Annotated in this window: 15 protein-coding genes; 14 read left to right on the forward strand and 1 reads right to left on the reverse strand. The window is 65.8% G+C overall.

The window, feature by feature from the left end; translation table 11 throughout:
• Window positions 1-73: 73 nt before the first annotated feature.
• Entirely contained in the window at window positions 74-2,221 is a 2,148-nt protein-coding gene (locus ACNFIA_RS21125) for an FUSC family protein (RefSeq protein ID WP_416788386.1), read from the reverse strand.
• Window positions 2,222-2,549: 328 nt separating this feature from the next.
• On the opposite strand from ACNFIA_RS21125, the gene ACNFIA_RS21130 reads away from it, so the two are divergent.
• The 14 genes from ACNFIA_RS21130 to astA all read left to right on the forward strand — a co-directional run bounded on the left by ACNFIA_RS21130 (window position 2,550) and on the right by astA (window position 18,930).
• The gene (locus ACNFIA_RS21130) at window positions 2,550-3,497 is read left to right on the forward strand and encodes a LysR family transcriptional regulator (RefSeq protein WP_259756488.1); all 948 of its coding nucleotides are present in this window, start codon (window positions 2,550-2,552) and stop codon (window positions 3,495-3,497) included.
• A gap of 203 nt (window positions 3,498-3,700) precedes the next feature.
• On the forward strand, window positions 3,701-4,717 hold the full coding sequence (locus ACNFIA_RS21135) for a TRAP transporter substrate-binding protein (protein ID WP_416788389.1): 1,017 nt from the start codon (window positions 3,701-3,703) through the stop codon (window positions 4,715-4,717).
• 62 nt (window positions 4,718-4,779) lie between these two features.
• On the forward strand, window positions 4,780-5,418 hold the full coding sequence (locus ACNFIA_RS21140; RefSeq protein ID WP_416788391.1) for a TRAP transporter small permease: 639 nt from the start codon (window positions 4,780-4,782) through the stop codon (window positions 5,416-5,418).
• Window positions 5,415-6,695 (forward strand): C4-dicarboxylate TRAP transporter large permease protein DctM, encoded by a 1,281-nt coding sequence (dctM, locus tag ACNFIA_RS21145; protein WP_416788394.1) that lies wholly within the window; start codon window positions 5,415-5,417, stop codon window positions 6,693-6,695. Before ACNFIA_RS21140 ends, dctM begins: the two co-directional genes overlap by 4 nt.
• Before the next feature lie 162 nt (window positions 6,696-6,857).
• A complete protein-coding gene (gene acs / locus ACNFIA_RS21150; protein WP_416788396.1) occupies window positions 6,858-8,813 on the forward strand; it encodes an acetate--CoA ligase in 1,956 nt (651 codons plus the stop codon).
• A 619-nt stretch (window positions 8,814-9,432) separates the two neighbouring features.
• Window positions 9,433-10,212, forward strand: a complete 780-nt coding sequence (locus ACNFIA_RS21155) for an ABC transporter substrate-binding protein (RefSeq protein ID WP_259756481.1) — start codon at window positions 9,433-9,435, stop codon at window positions 10,210-10,212.
• A 140-nt stretch (window positions 10,213-10,352) separates the two neighbouring features.
• On the forward strand, window positions 10,353-11,042 hold the full coding sequence (locus tag ACNFIA_RS21160) for an ABC transporter permease (protein WP_259756479.1): 690 nt from the start codon (window positions 10,353-10,355) through the stop codon (window positions 11,040-11,042).
• Between the two features lie 16 nt (window positions 11,043-11,058).
• Window positions 11,059-11,757 (forward strand): ABC transporter permease, encoded by a 699-nt coding sequence (locus ACNFIA_RS21165; protein ID WP_259756477.1) that lies wholly within the window; start codon window positions 11,059-11,061, stop codon window positions 11,755-11,757.
• 10 nt (window positions 11,758-11,767) lie between these two features.
• Window positions 11,768-12,880: a succinylglutamate desuccinylase/aspartoacylase family protein gene (locus ACNFIA_RS21170; protein ID WP_259756476.1), complete on the forward strand. Its 1,113-nt coding sequence runs from the start codon at window positions 11,768-11,770 to the stop codon at window positions 12,878-12,880.
• A gap of 17 nt (window positions 12,881-12,897) precedes the next feature.
• The gene (gene aotP, locus ACNFIA_RS21175) at window positions 12,898-13,662 is read left to right on the forward strand and encodes an arginine/ornithine transport ATP-binding protein AotP (RefSeq protein WP_192430289.1); all 765 of its coding nucleotides are present in this window, start codon (window positions 12,898-12,900) and stop codon (window positions 13,660-13,662) included.
• A 34-nt stretch (window positions 13,663-13,696) separates the two neighbouring features.
• On the forward strand, window positions 13,697-14,680 hold the full coding sequence (gene argR, locus ACNFIA_RS21180; protein ID WP_416788400.1) for a transcriptional regulator ArgR: 984 nt from the start codon (window positions 13,697-13,699) through the stop codon (window positions 14,678-14,680).
• A gap of 828 nt (window positions 14,681-15,508) precedes the next feature.
• Window positions 15,509-16,729 (forward strand): aspartate aminotransferase family protein, encoded by a 1,221-nt coding sequence (locus ACNFIA_RS21185; RefSeq protein ID WP_416788402.1) that lies wholly within the window; start codon window positions 15,509-15,511, stop codon window positions 16,727-16,729.
• A 153-nt stretch (window positions 16,730-16,882) separates the two neighbouring features.
• Window positions 16,883-17,899 carry an arginine/ornithine succinyltransferase subunit alpha gene (gene aruF / locus ACNFIA_RS21190; protein WP_259756471.1) on the forward strand — a complete coding sequence of 339 codons (1,017 nt, stop codon included), beginning with the start codon at window positions 16,883-16,885 and terminating at the stop codon, window positions 17,897-17,899.
• An 11-nt stretch (window positions 17,900-17,910) separates the two neighbouring features.
• Window positions 17,911-18,930 carry an arginine N-succinyltransferase gene (astA, locus tag ACNFIA_RS21195; RefSeq protein WP_416788405.1) on the forward strand — a complete coding sequence of 340 codons (1,020 nt, stop codon included), beginning with the start codon at window positions 17,911-17,913 and terminating at the stop codon, window positions 18,928-18,930.
• The last annotated feature ends 20 nt before the right edge of the window (window positions 18,931-18,950 follow it).

Here is an 18,950-nt window from a genome sequence, read left to right on the forward strand (position 1 = left end):
CGAGCAAGCTCGCTCCTACTGGGAGGGCATGACGCTCTTCGTAGGAGCGAGCTTGCTCGCGAACCCGCCGGACTCAGTCGCGCAGCGGCGACTGCGGATCGAGCAGCGAGGTGCGGATGAAGTGCAGGTAGCTGCACACCCGGCGCAGGGGAGAGGAGTCGAAGTGCGGCGGGCGGCGATCATCCGTGCTGCGGGTCGCGTGGATGGCATGCTCCACCGCCGCCAGGGCGCGCTGGCGGTTGCTCTCGCTGGGCTGGAGGAACAGGCGGACCAATGACCGGCCCAGCGCGCGGATCGCCCGGCGCCAGGGCATGCGCTCGGCGTACCAGGGCTCCTTCGGCAGGGCCTCCTGCTCGCGGCGCAACTCGATGATCGACAGACCGATCTCCTGCACCTGGAAGGTCCAGCGCAACAGCCGGCGCTGCACGTCGGGGCGGCCTGTGGATAACCCGTAGGCCTGGTTCAGCAGGTCGCGGGTGCCGCTTTCGAAGTTCGACGACAGCCCCTTCAGCGGATCGCTGATCACCCGCACCACGCGCAGGCGCAGCTCGGCTTCCAGGCGCTCCCACAGCCACGGCCGGTTCGGCGGCAGGATGACGATGGCCGCGACCACCGCCATGCCCATGGAGAGCAGCATCGCCAGGTATTCGTTGATGAAGGTGTAGGCGTCGTAGCGTGCCACGTTGGCCGGCAGCGAGGCGATGCAGAACCACACCAGCAGGCCGACGCCATAGCCGCTCCATTGGGGCCGGGTGATCAGGAAGGCGCCCAGGGCGAACACCGGGGCGAGCACGAAGCACAGCAGCGGGAAGCCATCGATATGCGGCAGCACGCGGAAGGTGAGAATGAAGCCCAGGGTGGCGCCCAGCAGGGTGCCCAGGGTCAGTTGCAGGGACTGGCGCTTGGGATTGGGCGAGGCGGAGGAGAGCGCGGCGATCAGCACCGAGGTCAGAGCGAAGGTGGCGCCGCTGAGCCAGGACGTCTCGATCCAGAATACTCCGCCGACGATCACCAGCAGCGCACAGCGGAAGCCCGCCACGGTGGCGGCCAGTGCATTGGCCTTGGGCGTGAAGCGCTCCTTCCACTGCTCGCGCTCGTGCTTGTGCGCGGCCAGCGAGGCGTGGGTCTGGGCGTAGTTGTGCATGTCGTCGGCGAAGCGGTAGAGCAGCTCGGCGGCGGTTTCGAAATCCAGCTGGTCGGCTTCGCGCGGGCAGGTGTGGCCCAGGTTGGCACGGGCCTCGCGGATGCGCGGCATCAGGTGATGCTTGCACAGTTCCAGTTGCACGCTCAGGCGCTCGGCGTCCGCTTCGCCGAGCGGCCGCCCATGCCAGCTGGCGAGCAGTTCGCTGACGTCGATCAGGCAGGGCATCAGCACTTCCAGCACGTTGCTGGCCTGGCGTTCGCGCAGGCGGTCGAGCAGGCGCTGCAAGGCGTGGAAGCGGGTGGTCAATTGCATGAATTCGCTGTTCAGGCGCGCCAGGCGACCGCTGCGCAGGCGCATGTGCGGGTCTTCGAAGGCGGTGACGTTGCGCAGGCTTTCCAGGCCCACCACCTCGGCGGCGAGCCGCGCGCTGGCCTGTTCGAAGCGCTCGCGCTCCAGCGTGCCGTTGAGGCCCGCGCTGGCGAGGCCGGCGAAGTCGCCGAAACGGGTGTTCAGCGCGTTGCGCAGGGCGGCGCTGCTGGTCTGCGGCAGGACCACGGCGCTGACCACGCCGGTGCAGAGAATCCCCAGGGTGATCTCGATCACCCGCCACAGCGCCTGCATGAAGGCGCCCTCCGGGTGCAGGGTGGCGGGGATGCCGATCATCACCGCGGTGTAGCCGGCCAGCAGGCAGGCGTAGGCGCGGAAGTCCCGGTAGCGCGCGGCGCCCGCCGTGCACAGGCCGACCCAGATCGCCACGCAGAGCAGGAACAGCACGCGCTCCTGGGCGAACAGGGCGATGAAGGTGACCATCACCGTGAGCCCGGCCAGCGTGCCGAGGATGCGGTAGAAACTCTTCGCCAGCACCTGGCCGCTCTGCGGTTGCAGCACGATGAAGGCGCTCACCAGCACGGTGTTGGGCTGCGGCAGCTCCAGCCGGTAGGCCAGCCACAGCGCGGTGAAGGCGGTGATCAGGGTCTTGAGGATGAACATCCAGGTCACGCCGTCGGTGTGCGCCCAGTCGGACAGGGCGAAGCGCACCGCGGCGGCCTTGGGCAGGCGCACGGGCAGACTGCTCATCGGGCTTATCTCGGCAGGCGGTAATCGGGCTGGATCGGCTGGAAGGCGTAGCGAAGGGGTGGAAGCACGTTGCACGAAAGGCGGAGCACGGCTGCTTGTCCTGGGGCGTGGCGGGAGACCGCGTTGGGGAGGGCGATTCTAGAAGTGCGCCGGGGACAGGATAAGCTGACGGATGGGCGAATTATTGTTACCTGAAAGTACAATAATCCCCGGCGGGCACCTGTGCGACAATTCGCCGCCTGTCATGAATCTGTAACAAGGCGTTGCTTGCCATGCACCGTTGCAGAGGCCGCCCGCCGTGGCGTGGACAGACTCTTCTGGAGAACTGATGGACCTGCTGCACAACATGCGTGCCTTCGTCTGTGTCGCCGAGACCGGCAGCTTCACCGCCGCCGCCCAGCGCATGGACCTCACCACCGCCTACGTCTCGCGGACGGTGGCCAAACTCGAAGCGCACCTGCGCACTCGCCTGCTGCACCGCACCACCCGCCGCATCGCCCTTACCGAAGCCGGCCAGCGCTACCTGCAGCGCTGCCAGCAGATCCTGGGCTACATCGAGGAAGCCGAGGCCGAGGCCGGCGACGCCCACGCCCGCCCCCACGGCAAGGTGAAGGTGCATGCCATGACCGGTATCGGCCAGCACTACCTGATCCGTGCGATCGCGCAGTACTGCGAGATCTACCCCGAGGTCACCTTCGACCTGACCCTGGCCAACCGCATCACCGACATCCTCGACGAGGGCTACGACATCTCCGTCGTGATCGCCCAGGAATTGCCGGATTCGGGCTTCGTCTCCAAGCGCATCGGCAAGACCTACAGCGTGCTCTGCGCCTCGCCCGAGTACGTGGCGCGGCACGGCATGCCGACGAAGCTCGGCGAGCTGACCGAGCACCGCTGCCTGCGCCTGGTGAACTCGGTGATGTCGCTGGACAAGTGGCTGTTCGACGGCCCCGACGGCCAGGAAATGGTCGGCATCAACCACAGCCATTTCCAGGTCAATACCGCCGACGCCATGACCGAGGCGGTGCGCGCCGGGATGGGCATCGGCGCGCTGCCGGTATATTCCGCCGTGCACGGGTTGCAGGATGGCAGCCTGGTCCGCGTGCTGCCGGCCTACAGCCTGTTCCATCTCAACGTCTATGCGCTGTATCCGTCGCGGCAGTACCTCGACGCGAAGATCCGCACCTGGGTGGAGTTCCTGCGCGACTGCGTGCCCGGCATGCTCGAAGAGCACGAGCGGATGATGCTCGAGCACCGCACGCGGCTACCCGCCTGAGGCCCGTTCCCCGGCCCTGAACCCAGGAATACTCCAGTGCCCGGCCCCTGCCGGGCGCTGCTTTTTCTGCCTGGCGTTTTGTCTGTACGAACGCCGCTTTGGGAAAAGACGAATTCTCCGAACGCCAGCATTTGCGTCAGTCTCCTCACGAGCCTGCCGCCAGGCTCACCTCGCAAGCACAAGAACAAATTGAGGGTGACGCGATGTTTGGATCGATAGGGCGGGCCTTGCTCGCCGTCCTGGCGTTGGCCTGCGCCTCAGCCAGCCAGGCTGCCGATGAACCGCAGGCTGCCAACGAACCGATAGTGATCAAGTTTGCCCACGTGGTCGCGGAGAACACGCCCAAGGGGCAGGGCGCGCTGCTGTTCAAGCGCCTGGCCGAAGAGCGCCTGCCCGGCCGGGTGCGTGTGGAGGTGTACCCCAACTCCTCGCTGTTCGGCGATGGCAAGGAGATGGAGGCGCTGTTGCTGGGCGACGTGCAGATGCTCGCACCGTCCCTGGCCAAGTTCGAGCAGTACACCAAGAAGGTGCAGATCTTCGACCTGCCGTTCCTCTTCGACGACATCGACGCCGTCGACACCTTCCAGCGCAGCCCGCAGGGCCAGAGGCTGCTGACCAGCATGCAGGGCAAGGGCATCCTCGGCCTGGCGTACTGGCACAACGGGATGAAGCAGCTGTCGGCCAACCGCCTGCTGCTCGAGCCCGGCGATGCGCGCGGGCTGAAGTTCCGCGTGCAAGCCTCCGATGTGCTCAACGAGCAGTTCCGCCAGTTGCGCGCCATCTCCCGCAAGATGTCCTTCGCCGAGGTCTACCAGGGCCGGCAGACCGGCGTAGTGAATGGCACCGAGAACACCTGGTCGAACTACGAGAGCCAGAAGGTCAACGAGGTGCAGAAGTACTTCACCGAGTCCAACCACGGCCTGGTGGACTACATGGTCATCACCAACGCGGCGTTCTGGAACGGCCTGCCGCCGGACCTGCGTGGCGAGTTGGAGACGATCATGGCCGAGGTCACCGTGAAGGTGAACGCCGAAGCCGAGCGCCTGAACCGCGACGCCCGCCAGCGCATCCTCGCCAGCGGCACCAGCGAGATCCACCCGCTCACCGCGCAGCAGCGCGCCGACTGGCGCGAGGCGATGCAGCCGGTGTGGCAGAAATTCCGCGACAACGTCGGCGCCGATTTCCTCCAGGCCGCCGAAGCCGCCAACCGTCCCCATTGATTCCGCCCGGCCCTGCCGGCTGGCGGGGCGACCTGGCGTTCCTTCGTTGTGGAGAATTTTCGATGAACCGACTCGTGCGCGTGTGGAACCACGTCGAGGAAGGCGCCATAGCCTTCCTGCTGGCGGCCATGACGCTGGTGACCTTCGTCTACGTGGTGGTGACCAACGTCTTCACCCTGTTCTATGACCTGGGCGATCGCCTGCCCTCGATCCAGGGGCCGTTCTACGCCATTGGCGATGCGATCCTGGGCGTTGCCCAGGACATGTCCTGGAGCAACGCGCTGACCAAGGCGCTGTTCGGCTGGCTGATCTTCCTCGGCATCGCCTATGGCGTGCGCACCGCCGGCCACCTGGGCGTGGATGCGCTGGTGCGCCTGGCGCCGCGCCCGGTGCAGCGCGGCATCGGCGTGCTCGCCTGTCTCTGCTGCCTGGGCTACGCCGGCCTGTTCATGGTCGCCAGCTACGACTGGGTGAAGACCCTGTTCATCGCCGGCATCGGCGCGGAAGACCTCGACCACTTCGGCATCCTGCAGGCCTACGTCGCGGTGATCGTGCCCATCGGCTTCGGCCTGGTGGTCCTGCGCTACCTGGAAATCCTCGTCAACCTGTTGCGCGGCCGCCAGCTCGGCCTGGGGCTGGCCGACGAGGCCGCGGAAGCCTCGAAGCTGGCCGGCGAAGACGCCGTGGAGAACCGTCCATGACCGTGATGATGCTGTTCCTCCTGCTGTTCGTCTTCATGTTCATCGGCGTGCCCATCGCCATCTCCCTGGGGCTGTCCGGGGCGCTGACGATCTTGCTGTTCAGCCCGGACTCGGTGCGCTCGCTGGCGATCAAGCTGTTCGAGACGTCCGAGGCCTACACGCTGCTGGCGATCCCGTTCTTCCTGCTCTCCGGCGCCTTCATGACCACCGGCGGCGTGGCGCGGCGGCTGATCGACTTCGCCAACGCCTGCGTCGGCCACATCCGTGGCGGCCTGGCGATTGCCGCGGTGCTGGCATGCATGCTGTTCGCCGCGCTATCCGGCTCCTCGCCGGCGACCGTGGCGGCAGTGGGCTCGATTGCCGTGGCGGGCATGGTGCGCTCGGGTTACCCGCGCGAGTTCGGCGCCGGGATCATCTGCAATGCCGGCACCCTGGGCATCCTGATCCCGCCGTCGATCGTCATGGTGGTGTACTCCGCCGCCACCGAGACCTCGGTGGGCAAGCTGTTCGTCGCCGGCGTGGTGCCCGGGCTGCTGCTGGGCGTGATCCTGATGGTGGTGATCTACATCGTCGCGCGGGTGAAGAAGCTGCCGGCGCAACCGCGCGCCAGCCTGCGCGAGTGGCTGTCCGCCGCGCGCCGGGCGATCTGGGGGCTGCTCCTGCTGGTGATCATCCTCGGCGGCATCTACTCGGGGCTGTTCACGCCCACCGAGGCGGCGGCGGTGGCGGCGGTGTACTCGGCCTTCGTCGCGCTGTTCGTCTACAAGGACATGCGCCTGCGCGACTGTCCCAAGGTGCTGGTGGAGTCGGGGCGGCTGAGCATCATGCTGATGTTCATCATCGCCAACGCCATGCTCTTCGCCCACGTGCTGACCACCGAGCAGATCCCCCAGCAGATCACCGAGTGGGTGATGCAGGAGGGGCTGACGCCGATCGGCTTCCTGCTGATGGTCAACGTGGTCCTGCTGGTGGCCGGCAGTTTCATGGAGCCTTCGGCCATTGTGCTGATCCTCGCGCCGATCTTCTTCCCCATCGCCATGCGCCTGGGCATCGACCCGATCCACCTGGGGATCGTCATGGTGGTGAACATGGAGATCGGCCTGGTGCACCCGCCGGTGGGGCTCAACCTGTTCGTCACCTCGGCGGTCACCGGCCTGCCGCTGGGTTCGACCATCCGCGCGGCGCTGCCCTGGCTGATGATCCTGCTGCTGTTCCTGATCCTGGTGACCTACGTGCCCTATATCTCGCTGGCGCTGCCCCACGCCCTTGGTATGTGACAGGTTGTCGCGGCCCCATGCGCCCGCTGTGAAAACAACGGCTTATGGGGCCCATCACTACGACTAAGGATTGGTAAGACCATGGTCGTATGGTTCGGGGGAGGGTGTCGCCGTTACAACTGATGGCAACAAAAACAACACTCTTCACCGAGGTAAAACGCCATGACAGCGGCATCCGTGTACCCCGTGCGTCCCGAAGTGGCCGCGACCACTCTGACCGACGAGGCCACCTACAAGAAGCTGTACCAGCAGTCGGTGGTCAACCCCGACGGCTTCTGGCGCGAACAGGCCCAGCGCATCGACTGGATCAAGCCGTTCACCAAGGTCAAGCAGACCTCCTTCGACGACCACCACGTGGACATCAAGTGGTTCGCCGATGGCACGCTGAACCTCTCCTACAACTGCCTCGACCGCCACCTGGCCGAGCGCGGCGACCAGATCGCCATCATCTGGGAAGGCGACGATCCTTCCGAGCACCGCGAAATCACCTACCGCGAACTGCACGAGCAGGTCTGCAAGTTCGCCAACGCCCTGCGCGGCCAGGACGTGCACCGTGGCGACGTGGTGACCATCTACATGCCGATGATCCCCGAGGCCGTGGTGGCGATGCTGGCCTGCGCCCGCATCGGTGCGATCCACTCCGTGGTGTTCGGCGGCTTCTCTCCCGAAGCCCTGGCCGGCCGCATCATCGACTGCCGTTCCAAGGTGGTGATCACCGCCGACGAAGGCGTGCGCGGCGGCAAGAAAACCCCGCTCAAGGCCAACGTCGACGACGCGCTGACCAACCCGGAAACCAACAGCGTGCAGAAGATCATCGTCTGCAAGCGCACCGGCTCGCCCATCAAGTGGAACCAGCACCGCGACGTGTGGTTCGAAGACCTGATGAAGGTCGCCGGCAACAGCTGCGCGCCGAAGGAAATGGGCGCCGAAGAGCCGCTGTTCATCCTCTACACCTCCGGCTCCACCGGCAAACCCAAGGGGGTGCTGCACACCACCGGCGGTTACCTGGTGTACGCCTCGCTGACCCATGAGCGCGTGTTCGACTACCGTCCGGGCGAAGTCTTCTGGTGCACCGCCGACATCGGCTGGGTGACCGGTCACACCTACGTCGTCTACGGCCCGCTGGCCAACGGCGCCACCACCGTGCTGTTCGAGGGCGTACCGAACTACCCGGACATCTCCCGCGTCGCCAAGATCGTCGACAAGCACAAGGTCAACATCCTCTACACCGCGCCCACCGCCATCCGCGCCATGATGGCCGAGGGCAAGGCCGCGGTCGAAGGCGCCGACGGTTCCAGCCTGCGCCTGCTGGGTTCGGTGGGCGAGCCGATCAACCCCGAAGCCTGGCAGTGGTACTACGAGACCGTCGGCCAGTCGCGCTGCCCGATCGTCGACACCTGGTGGCAGACCGAGACCGGCGCCTGCCTGATGACCCCGCTGCCGGGCGCCCATGGCCTGAAGCCGGGCTCCGCCGCCAAGCCGTTCTTCGGCGTGGTGCCGGCGCTGGTGGACAACCTGGGCAACATCCTGGAAGGGGCCACCGAGGGCAACCTGGTGATCCTCGACTCCTGGCCGGGCCAGGCCCGTACGCTGTACGGCGACCACGACCGCTACGTGGACACCTACTTCAAGACCTTCAAGGGCATGTACTTCACCGGCGACGGCGCCCGTCGCGACGAGGACGGTTACTACTGGATCACCGGGCGTGTGGATGACGTGCTCAACGTTTCCGGCCACCGCATGGGCACCGCCGAGATCGAGAGCGCTCTGGTCGCCCACCCGAAAGTGGCAGAGGCCGCGGTGGTTGGCGTGCCGCACGACATCAAGGGGCAGGGCATCTACGTCTACGTCACCCTGAACGCCGGCGAGGAATCCAGCGAGCAACTGCGCCAGGAACTGCGCGCCTGGGTGCGCAAGGAAATCGGCCCGATCGCCACGCCGGATGTGATCCAGTGGGCGCCCGGTCTGCCGAAGACCCGCTCGGGCAAGATCATGCGCCGCATCCTGCGCAAGATCGCTACGGCCGAGTACGATTCCCTGGGTGACATTTCCACCCTGTCCGATCCGGGTGTGGTGCAGCACCTGATCGACACGCACCAGGCCATGCGCGCGGCCTGATCCGCCGCCCGCCGAAGAACGCCCCGCTTGCCGGGGCGTTTTTCATTGTGCGGATCTGCAGCGAACCGCCTGCCAGTGGGAACGGGCCATGCCCGCGATCACGCGCTCCTACAGATGGGCGCTTCTCTTGTTACCGCGGATTCCCCCGTGAGGCCTTTCGCGCACAAGGTCCGCTCCTACGGTGTGCTACTCACCCACCGGTAACATTTCCCCGCGACAAAATGAGGCGCCCGGAAACATTTCGCACAGGCTCGGTGCGTCTTTTCTGTTGGCGCAGAATGAGTCAATATCGCGCACCCCGCGTGGGGCCTGGGATTTGTTATTTGTGGCCCAATTACTGCAGGTAATTCAGGTTTTACTACCCGCTTTCGGATCACGTAAAATCCCCGCCGTCAAGCCGCTGGGGCCCTGTCGCCAGCGCTTCTATAATTACTTGTCGCATTGAAGAAATAACCGCTTCGGGGCTGTCGCTAGAATGCCGCTCACCCCGGTAGGCGCGCTTTTCAAAAGAATCGCGCCGGCAATGCGCAGACGAACAATAACCTTCACTTCTGCACGGGCAGCCTGGGCCAACCCCTTTCTCCTGCCAATCGAAGTCCTACCCTCGAAGGAGTTACTGATGAAGAAGTTTGCACTTCTCGGTGCGCTGGCCCTGTCCGCGCTTTCCCTGGTTGCCCACGCTGACGACAAGCCGGTACGCATCGGCATCGAAGCCGGCTATCCGCCTTTCTCCTTCAAGACTCCCGACGGCAAGCTCGCCGGTTTCGACGTGGATATCGGCAACGCCCTGTGCGAAGAGATGAAGGTCAAGTGCACCTGGGTCGAGCAGGAGTTCGACGGCCTGATCCCGGCGCTGAAGGTTCGCAAGATCGACGCCATCCTCTCGTCCATGACCATCACCGACGAGCGCAAGAAGTCCGTGGACTTCACCAACAAGTACTACCACACCCCCGCGCGCTTCGTGATGAAGCAGGGCGTGACCCTGAACGACCCGCTGGTGGACCTCAAGGGCAAGAAGGTCGGTGTGCTGCGCGCCTCCACCCATGACCGCTACGCCACCGACGTGCTGGCCCCCGCCGGCATCGAAGTCGTGCGCTACAACTCCCAGAACGAAGCCAACATGGACCTGGTCTCCGGCCGCCTCGACGCGACCATGGCCGACTCGGTCAACCTCGACGACGGCTTCCTGAAAACCGACGCCGGCAAGGGCTATGCCTTCGTAGGGCCCGAATACAACGATCCGAAGTACTTCGGTGGTGGCGCCGGCATCGCCGTGCGCAAGGGCGATACCGCCCTGGCCGAGAAATTCAACGCGGCCATCGCCGGCATCCGTGCCAACGGCAAGTACAAGGAAGTACAGGACAAGTACTTCAAGTTCGACGTCTACGGCGAGAACTGATCCACGTCCAGAAGTGGCACAGACCCAGGCCTGATCCTGAAGTTTGTGCCACTTTTTTATTGGGGGTGAGCCAGCACCTGCGCTTGCCCTGAGCGTCCGTGTCGTTGCGGGCGGCGTCCGGTTTCACGAGGTACGAAATTATGCTCAATGGCTACGGAGCCACCATCGTCGATGGTGCCTGGCTGACGCTTCAGCTGTCCCTGCTGTCGATGGCCCTGGCGATCGCGCTGGGCCTGCTCGGCGCGGCCATCCGCCTGTCGCCGGTGAAGTGGCTGGCCTGGTGCGGCGACCTCTATGCCACCGTGATCCGTGGCGTGCCGGACCTGGTGCTGATCCTGCTGATCTTCTACGGCGGCCAGGCCGCGGTGAACTGGGTCGCGCCGATGCTGGGCTATGAGGACTACATCGACCTCAACCCCTTCGCCTCCGGCGTCGGCACCCTGGGCTTCATCTTCGGCGCCTACCTGTCCGAGACCTTCCGTGGTGCCTTCATGGCGATTCCCAAGGGGCAGGGCGAGGCCGGTTTCGCCTACGGCATGAGCCCGCTTCAGGTGTTCTTCCGCATCCAGGTGCCGCAGATGATCCGCCTGGCCATTCCCGGCTTCACCAACAACTGGCTGGTGCTGGTCAAGGCTACCGCGCTGATTTCCGTGGTCGGCCTGCAGGACATGATGTTCAAGGCCAAGCAGGCCTCGGACGCCACCCGCGAACCCTTTACCTACTTCCTCGCCGTGGCGGCGTTGTACCTGGTGGTCACCACCGTTTCCCTGGTACTGCTGCGCATGCTTGAACGCCGCTATTCGGTTGGCGTGAAAGTCGCCGAGCTTTGAGACCGGGAGCCTGATCATGATTTTCGACTTCTCCGTCATCTGGGACAGCCTGCCGCTCTACTTCAGCGGCCTGCTGGTGACCCTCAAGCTGCTGGCGATCTCGCTGTTCTTCGGTCTCGTGGCGGCGGTGCCGCTGGCGCTGATGCGCTGCTCGAAGAACCCGGCGGTGAACCTGCCGGCCTGGCTCTACACCTATGTGATCCGCGGCACCCCGATGCTGGTGCAGCTGTTCCTGATCTATTACGGCCTGGCCCAGTTCGAAGTGGTGCGCGAAAGCTCGCTGTGGCCGCTGCTGTCCAACGCCACCTTCTGCGCCTGCGCAGCGTTCGCCATCAACACCAGCGCCTACACCGCCGAGATCCTCGCCGGCAGCATCCGTGCCACGCCGCACGGCGAGATCGAGGCGGCCAAGGCCATGGGCATGTCGCGGATCAAGATGTACCGCCGCATCCTCCTGCCGTCGGCCCTGCGCCGCGCGCTGCCGCAGTACAGCAACGAAGTGATCATGATGCTGCAGACCACCAGCCTGGCGTCCATCGTGACCCTGGTGGACATCACCGGCGCCGCGCGCACCGTGTACTCGCAGTATTACCTGCCGTTCGAGGCGTTCATCACTGCCGGCATCTTCTACCTGATCATGACCTTTACCCTGGTGCGCCTGTTCAAGCTGGCCGAGCGCCGCTGGCTGGCCTATCTCGCGCCGCGCAAGCACTGAGGAACCGACCGTGGAACGTATCGATCATCTTCTGCCGTGGAGTAGCCTGGGTAGCGAGCGCCGCCTGAGCGTGTTCCGCTACGGCAAGGGCCCGCGCAAGGTCTACATCCAGTCCAGCCTGCACGCCGACGAGTTGCCCGGCATGCGCACCGCCTGGGAGCTGAAGCAGCGCCTGGCGGACCTGGAGTCGCGCGGGCAGCTGAACTGCGTCGTCGAGCTGGTGCCGGTGGCCAACCCCATCGGCCTGGGCCAGACCCTGCAGGCCAGCCATCTGGGCCGTTTCGAATTCGGCAGCGGGAAGAATTTCAACCGCGATTTCGTCGAGCTGTCCGCGCTGGTGGCCGAGCGTGTCGGCGCCCAGTTGGGTGCCGACGAGGCCGCCAACGTCGAACTGATCCGCCAGGCCATGCGCGATGGCCTCGATGCGCTGCCGCCGGCTTCGTCCGAGCTGCAGGGTATGCAGCGCCTCCTGCTGCGCCACGCGTGCGACGCCGAGGTGGTGCTCGACCTGCACTGCGACTTCGACGCCGCCATCCACGTCTACGCGATCCCGCAGCACTGGCCGCGCTGGCAGTCATTGGCGGCGCGCCTGAAGGCGGGCGTGGCGTTGCTTGCCGAAGATTCCGGCGGCAGCTCCTTCGACGAGTCCTGCTCGCTGCCCTGGCTGCGTCTGGCGCAGGCCTTCCCGCAGGCGGCCATCCCGCTGGCGTGCCTGGCGACCACCGTCGAGCTGGGCGGGGTGGGCGACACCCGTGTCGACCAGGCGCGGGACAACGCCGAAGCCATCCTTGGCTTCCTCGCCGAGCAGGGATTGATCGCCGGTGACTGGCCGGCGGCCCCGGGCGAATGCTGCGAAGGCATGCCCTTCGAAGGCACCGAATACCTCTACGCACCCCATGCTGGCGTGGTGAGTTTCCTGCGCAGGGCAGGGGAGTGGGTGGAGAAGGGCGACGCGCTGTTCGAGGTGGTCGACCCGCTGGACGACAAGGTCAGCACCGTTTGCGCCGGTACCTCCGGCGTGCTGTTCGCCATCGAGCGTGGGCGCTATGCCCAGCCAGGGCTTTGGCTGGCCAAGGTGGCCGGGCGTGAGCCGTTCCGCAAGGGCCGGCTGATCAACGACTGAATTCGAGAACCGACACCATGTACAAACTGGAAATCCAGGACCTGCACAAGCGCTACGGCAGCCACGAGGTGCTCAAGGGCGTCTCCCTGGCGGCGAAGGCAGGCGACGTGATCAGCATCATCGGCTCCTCCGGCTCGGGCAAGAGTACCTTCCTGCGCTGCATCAACCTGCTGGAACAACCCCACGCCGGCAAGATCCTGCTCAACGGCGAAGAGCTCAAGCTCGTGCCGAACAAGGACGGGGCGCTCAAGGCCGCCGACGCCAAGCAGCTGCAGCGCATGCGCTCGCGCCTGTCGATGGTGTTCCAGCACTTCAACCTGTGGTCGCACATGAGTGCTCTGGAAAACGTCATCGAGGCGCCGGTCCATGTACTGGGCGTGTCGAAGAAGGAAGCGCTGGAAAAGGCCGAGCACTACCTGGCGAAAGTGGGCGTGGCGCACCGCAAGGATGCCTACCCGGCCCACATGTCCGGTGGTGAGCAGCAGCGCGTGGCCATCGCCCGTGCGCTGGCGGTCGAGCCGGAAGTGATGCTCTTCGACGAGCCGACCTCGGCGCTGGACCCCGAGCTGGTGGGTGAAGTCCTGCGTGTGATGCAGGACCTGGCCCAGGAAGGCCGCACCATGGTGGTGGTGACCCACGAGATGGGCTTTGCCCGCGAGGTTTCCAACCAGCTGGTGTTCCTGCACAAGGGGCTGGTGGAAGAGGCGGGCTGCCCGAAGGAAGTCCTGGCCAATCCGCAATCGGACCGCCTGAAGCAGTTCCTTTCCGGCAGCTTGAAGTAAGCTGTCTGTTACCGTCGCCTGGTGATCTAGCCGAATGACCGCACAACGCATCGGATTCCTGCTCTGGCCGCACACGCGGGCGCTGACCCTCGGTCTGGCCGAGGAGGCCCTGCGGGTGGCCCGCCGGCTGCACCCCGAGGCGCTTTATGAGCCTGTGTTCATGAGTGCCGAGACGCTGGCGGACGCCGATGGCTGGCGGCTGCCGGGGCAAGCCTGGAATGGCGCGCTGGAGCAATGCCAGCGCATCTTCCTGGTCGCCGACGAGGTGCCGCAGACGGTGTCCGCGCCGCTGGCCACGGCCCTCAAGCAGCTGTCGCGCAGTGGCGTGAGCATCGGCGCACTGTCCGCCGGCATCTACCCGCTGGCGCAACTGGGCCTGCTCGACGGCTATCGTGCCGCCGTGCACTGGCGCTGGCACGACGACTTCACCGAGCGTTACCCCAAGGTCATCGCCACCAACCACCTGTTCGAGTGGGACCGTGATCGCCTGAGCGCCTGTGGCGGCATGGCGGTGCTGGACCTGCTGCTGGCCGTGCTGTCCCGCGATCATGGCGCCGAGCTGGCGGGCGCGGTCTCCGAGGAGCTGGTGGTGGAGCGCATCCGCGAAGGCTCCGAACGCCAGCGCATCCCGCTGAAGAACCGCCTCGGTTCCAGCCACCCCAAGCTCACCCAGGCGGTGCTGCTGATGGAGGCGAACATCGAGGAGCCGCTGACCACCGACGAGATCGCCCAGCACGTGTGCGTCTCGCGTCGTCAGCTGGAGCGCATCTTCAAGCAGTACCTGACCCGCGTGCCCAGCCAGTACTACCTGGAACTGCGCCTGAATCGCGCGCGGCAGATGCTGATGCAGACCAGCAAGTCGATCATCCAGATCGGCCTGTCCTGCGGCTTCTCCAGCGGCCCGCACTTCTCCAGCGCCTACCGCAATTTCTTCGGCGTGACCCCGCGCGAAGACCGCAACCAGCGCCGCGGCCATAGCGCCGCCGAAGCCCCCCAGGTGGTCGCCGAGCGCGGTTGACGGCTCTCGGGTAGGCGCAACTGTCTTTCTCTGAAAGTCCGTGCCTGTATTTCCCTCTCCCTAGCCCTGGCTACGCGCCCCGCTCCGAAGGGAGAGGGGATCGCATGATGCAGGATGAAACCTCAGCATCAGCCGGCACGGAGAGCTCCCTCTCCCTTCAGGGAGAGGGCGGGGGAGAGGGCGGGCCCCGGCGTGAAGCGGTTCGCGAGCAAGCTCGCTCCTACAGTGCCTCTTTCTGGTTGTCCTGCGACCACGCGTCTGGCCTAAAGGAACCCTCTCCCTAGCCCTCTCCCGCAAGCGGGAGAGGGGACCGTTCGGCGCCGAATGAAGGCATGGCGTGAGCCGGCACGATCTGCCGCTCTCCCTTCGGAGCGGGGCACGTAGCCAGGGCCGGGAGAGGGGCGCAATGCTGTAGGGCGAATAACCTGGAACAGGTTATCCGCCGCAATGACCACCGCGGATAACGCTGGCGCGTCATGCGCCCTACGACGCTGCTCTTCGTAGGAGCGAGCTTGCTCGCGAACGATCTCGCCGGGTGTGCCGACGTAAAGCGGCTCGCGAGCAAGTTCGCTCCTGCAAAAATCTCCCTCTCCGCTCTGTTGCTGACCGTTCGTTCATCGCGCGAACAAATTCCACGCGTCCGTGTACCCGCAGCAGGCCGCAGGCCTTACACTGCGCCTTCCCGACGCTTTCTGTCGCATTTCCGTAAGCCTCGGCAATCCGCGGGTTGGCGCTATAACAAGTTGTCGCATGGCGGCAATGCCGGCCCGCTGTTCGTCCCTACAATCCATCCATCGATAGCCGCCTCAACCAGGCAGGAGAACACCGATGTCCGCTCCGCAAGCTCAGGTCCAACGCTCCGACTTCGACCAGGTCATGGTTCCCAACTATTCGCCGGCTGCCTTCATTCCGGTGCGTGGCCAGGGTTCCCGAGTCTGGGATCAGAGCGGCCGAGAGCTGGTGGACTTCGCCGGCGGCATCGCGGTCAGTTCCCTGGGCCACACCCATCCGGCACTGATGCAGGCGCTGACCGAGCAGGCCGGCAAGATCTGGCACGTCTCCAACGTCTTCACCAACGAGCCGGCCCTGCGCCTGGCCAGGAAGCTGATCGACGCCACCTTCGCCGAGCGTGTGTTCTTCGCCAACTCCGGCGCCGAGGCCAACGAGGCCGCGCTGAAGCTCGCTCGCCGCTACGCCCACGATGTCTACGGCCCCGAGAAGTTCGAGATCATCTCCATGGTCAACAGCTTCCACGGCCGCACCCTGTTCACCGTCAACGTCGGTGGCCAGGCCAAGTATTCCGATGGTTTCGGCCCGAAGGTCGAAGGCATCACCCACATTCCGTTCAACGACCTGGAAGCCCTGAAGGCGGCCATCTCCGACAAGACCTGCGCCGTGATCATCGAGCCGGTGCAAGGCGAAAGCGGCGTGCTGCCGGCCGACAAGGCCTACCTGGAAGGCGTGCGCAAGCTGTGCGACGAGAACAACGCGCTACTGATCTTCGATGAAGTGCAGAGCGGCTTCGGTCGTACCGGCTACCTCTACGCCCACCAGCACTACGGCGTGACCCCGGACATCCTCTCCAGTGCCAAGGGCCTGGGCGGCGGCTTCCCGATCGGCGCCATGCTGACCACCGCGAAGATCGCCGAGCACCTGGTCGTCGGCACCCACGGCACCACCTACGGCGGCAACCCGCTGGCGTGCGCCGTTGCCGGTGCGGCGTTCGACGTGATCAACACCCCGGAAGTGCTCGAAGGCGTGAAGGCCAAGCACGAGCGCTTCAAGGTCCGTCTGGAGAAGATCGCCGCCGAGTACGGCATCTTCACCCAGGTGCGCGGCATGGGCATGCTGATCGGCGCGGTACTTAACGATGCCTTCAAGGGCAAGGCCAAGGACGTGCTCAACGCCGCCGAGAAGGAAGGCGTGATGGTCCTGCAGGCCGGCCCGGACGTGGTGCGCTTCGCCCCGAGCCTGGTGATCCCGGACGCCGACATCGACGAAGGCCTGGATCGCCTCGAGCGCGCCATCGCCAAGCTGACCCGCGGCTGATCCCCCGGCTACGCTGAATCGGCGGGGCCCGCGCCTCGCCGCCTGACCGGCCGGATCGTCCCGGCCGGTTCCCGAGAATGCCCTGATGAGCGCGGCACAGGCCGTGTCGCGCCCGCAAATCATGAACCTTTGTCTGGTTAGAGGAGTGACGCCATGCTGGTGATGCGCCCCGCCCAAGTGGCCGACCTGCAGCAAGTGCAGCGTCTCGCCGCGGACAGCCCGGTCGGCGTCACGTCGCTGCCGGACGACGCGGAACGCCTGCGGGACAAGATCCTTGCCTCGGAGGCCTCGTTCGCCGCCGAAGTGAGCTTCAACGGTGAAGAAAGCTATTTCTTCGTGCTGGAGGATACCGACACCGGCCGTCTGGTCGGCTGCTCGGCCATCGTGGCCTCGGCCGGTTTCTCCGAGCCGTTCTACAGCTTCCGCAACGAGACCTTCGTGCACGCTTCCCGCGAGTTGAAGATCCACAACAAGATCCACGTCCTCTCGCTGTGCCATGACCTCACCGGCAACAGCCTGCTGACCAGCTTCTACGTCGAGCGCGACCTGGTGAACACGCCGATCGCCGAGCTCAACTCCCGTGGCCGCCTGCTGTTCATGGCCAGCCATCCGGAGCGTTTCGCCGATGCGGTGGTGGTGGAGATCGTCGGCTACAGCGACGAGCAGGGCCAGTCGCCCTTCTGGAACGCCATCGGGCGCAACTTCTTCGACCTCGACTACACCGAGGCCGAGAAGCTCTCGGGCCTGAAGAGCCGTACCTTCCTCGCCGAGCTGATGCCGCACTACCCGATCTACGTGCCGCTGCTGCCCGACGACGCCCAGGAAGCCATGGGCCAGGTGCACCCGCGTGCGCAGATCACCTTTGACATCCTGATGCGCGACGGTTTCGAGTCCGACAACTACGTCGACATCTTCGACGGCGGCCCGGCACTGCACGCGCGCACCAGCAGCATCCGTTCCATCGCGCAGAGCCGGCAGGTGCCGGTGCGCATCGGCGAAGGCGCCAAGGGCAACCGCGGCTACCTGGTCACCAACGGCCAGCTGCAGGACTTCCGCGCCGTCGTGGCCGAACTCGACTGGGTACCGGGCAAGCCCGTCACCCTGAACCAGGAAACCGCCGACGCCCTGGGCATCGGCGAGGGCGCCAGCGTGCGCCTGGTTGCGATCTGAGGGGAGAGAGCATGATCGTCCGTCCCGTAACCAGCGCCGACCTGCCGGCTCTCTTTGACCTGGCGCGCAGCACCGGCACCGGCCTGACCACCCTGCCGGCCAACGAGCAGCGCTTGCAGCACCGCGTGAGCTGGGCCGAGAAGGCCTTCCGTGGCGAAGCCGAGCGCGCCGACGCCGACTACCTGTTCGTCCTCGAGGACGACGCCGGCAAGGTCGTGGGGATTTCCGCCGTGGCCGGCGCCGTCGGCCTGCGCGAGCCTTGGTACAACTACCGCGTCGGCCTGACCGTCAGCGCGTCCCAGGAGCTGGGCATCCACCGCGAGATTCCCACGCTGTTCCTGGCCAACGACCTCACCGGGCAGTCCGAGCTGTGCTCGCTGTTCCTGCATGCCGACCACCGCAGTGGCCTCAATGGCCGCCTGCTGTCCAAGGCGCGCTTCCTGTTCATCGCCGAGTTTCGCGAGCTTTTCGGCGACAAGGTGATCGCCGAGATGCGCGGCATGTCCGACGAGGACGGCCGCTCGCCGTTCTGGGAAAGCCTGGGCCGGCACTTCTTCAAGATGGAGTTCAGCCAGGCCGACTACCTGACCGGCGTGGGCAACAAGTCCTTCATCGCCGAGCTGATGCCCAAGTTCCCGCTCTACACCTGCTTCCTCTCCGAGGATGCGCGGGAAGTGATCGGCCGGGTGCACCCGCACACCGAGCCGGCGCTGGCCATGCTCAAGGCCGAGGGTTTCAGCTACCAGGGCTACGTCGACATCTTCGACGCCGGCCCGGCCATCGAGGCGCCGACCGAGAAGATCCGCGCCATCGCCGACAGCCAGAACCTGGTGCTGGCCATCGGCACGCCGGGCGACGACGCCGAGCCCTACCTGATCCACAACCGCAAGCGCGAGGAATGCCGCATCACCGCGGCCCCGGCGCGCGTGGCCGCCGGCTCGCTGGTGGTCGATGCGCAGACCGCCAAGCGCCTGCGCCTGTCCGCCGGGGCTTCGGTCCGCGCGGTGCCCCTCTCCGGAAAACGCAACTGACGCCGCCCGGCGTCAGGGGA

This window comes from Pseudomonas sp. NY15437, assembly GCF_048068435.1.
Classification (GTDB): domain Bacteria; phylum Pseudomonadota; class Gammaproteobacteria; order Pseudomonadales; family Pseudomonadaceae; genus Pseudomonas; species Pseudomonas nitroreducens_B.

Excerpts from the sequence above, each read along its gene's own strand:
- ACNFIA_RS21160 (WP_259756479.1), top strand. The coding sequence starts at position 10,353 with ATGCTCAATGGCTACGGAGCCACCATCGTCGATGGTGCCTGGCTGACG.
- argR (WP_416788400.1), top strand. The coding sequence starts at position 13,697 with ATGACCGCACAACGCATCGGATTCCTGCTCTGGCCGCACACGCGGGCG.
- ACNFIA_RS21135 (WP_416788389.1), top strand. The coding sequence starts at position 3,701 with ATGTTTGGATCGATAGGGCGGGCCTTGCTCGCCGTCCTGGCGTTGGCC.
- ACNFIA_RS21155 (WP_259756481.1), top strand. The coding sequence starts at position 9,433 with ATGAAGAAGTTTGCACTTCTCGGTGCGCTGGCCCTGTCCGCGCTTTCC.
- acs (WP_416788396.1), top strand. The coding sequence starts at position 6,858 with ATGACAGCGGCATCCGTGTACCCCGTGCGTCCCGAAGTGGCCGCGACC.
- astA (WP_416788405.1), top strand. The coding sequence starts at position 17,911 with ATGATCGTCCGTCCCGTAACCAGCGCCGACCTGCCGGCTCTCTTTGAC.
- aotP (WP_192430289.1), top strand. The coding sequence starts at position 12,898 with ATGTACAAACTGGAAATCCAGGACCTGCACAAGCGCTACGGCAGCCAC.
- ACNFIA_RS21185 (WP_416788402.1), top strand. The coding sequence starts at position 15,509 with ATGTCCGCTCCGCAAGCTCAGGTCCAACGCTCCGACTTCGACCAGGTC.
- aruF (WP_259756471.1), top strand. The coding sequence starts at position 16,883 with ATGCTGGTGATGCGCCCCGCCCAAGTGGCCGACCTGCAGCAAGTGCAG.
- ACNFIA_RS21125 (WP_416788386.1), bottom strand. The coding sequence starts at position 2,221 with ATGAGCAGTCTGCCCGTGCGCCTGCCCAAGGCCGCCGCGGTGCGCTTC.
- dctM (WP_416788394.1), top strand. The coding sequence starts at position 5,415 with ATGACCGTGATGATGCTGTTCCTCCTGCTGTTCGTCTTCATGTTCATC.
- ACNFIA_RS21140 (WP_416788391.1), top strand. The coding sequence starts at position 4,780 with ATGAACCGACTCGTGCGCGTGTGGAACCACGTCGAGGAAGGCGCCATA.
- ACNFIA_RS21130 (WP_259756488.1), top strand. The coding sequence starts at position 2,550 with ATGGACCTGCTGCACAACATGCGTGCCTTCGTCTGTGTCGCCGAGACC.
- ACNFIA_RS21165 (WP_259756477.1), top strand. The coding sequence starts at position 11,059 with ATGATTTTCGACTTCTCCGTCATCTGGGACAGCCTGCCGCTCTACTTC.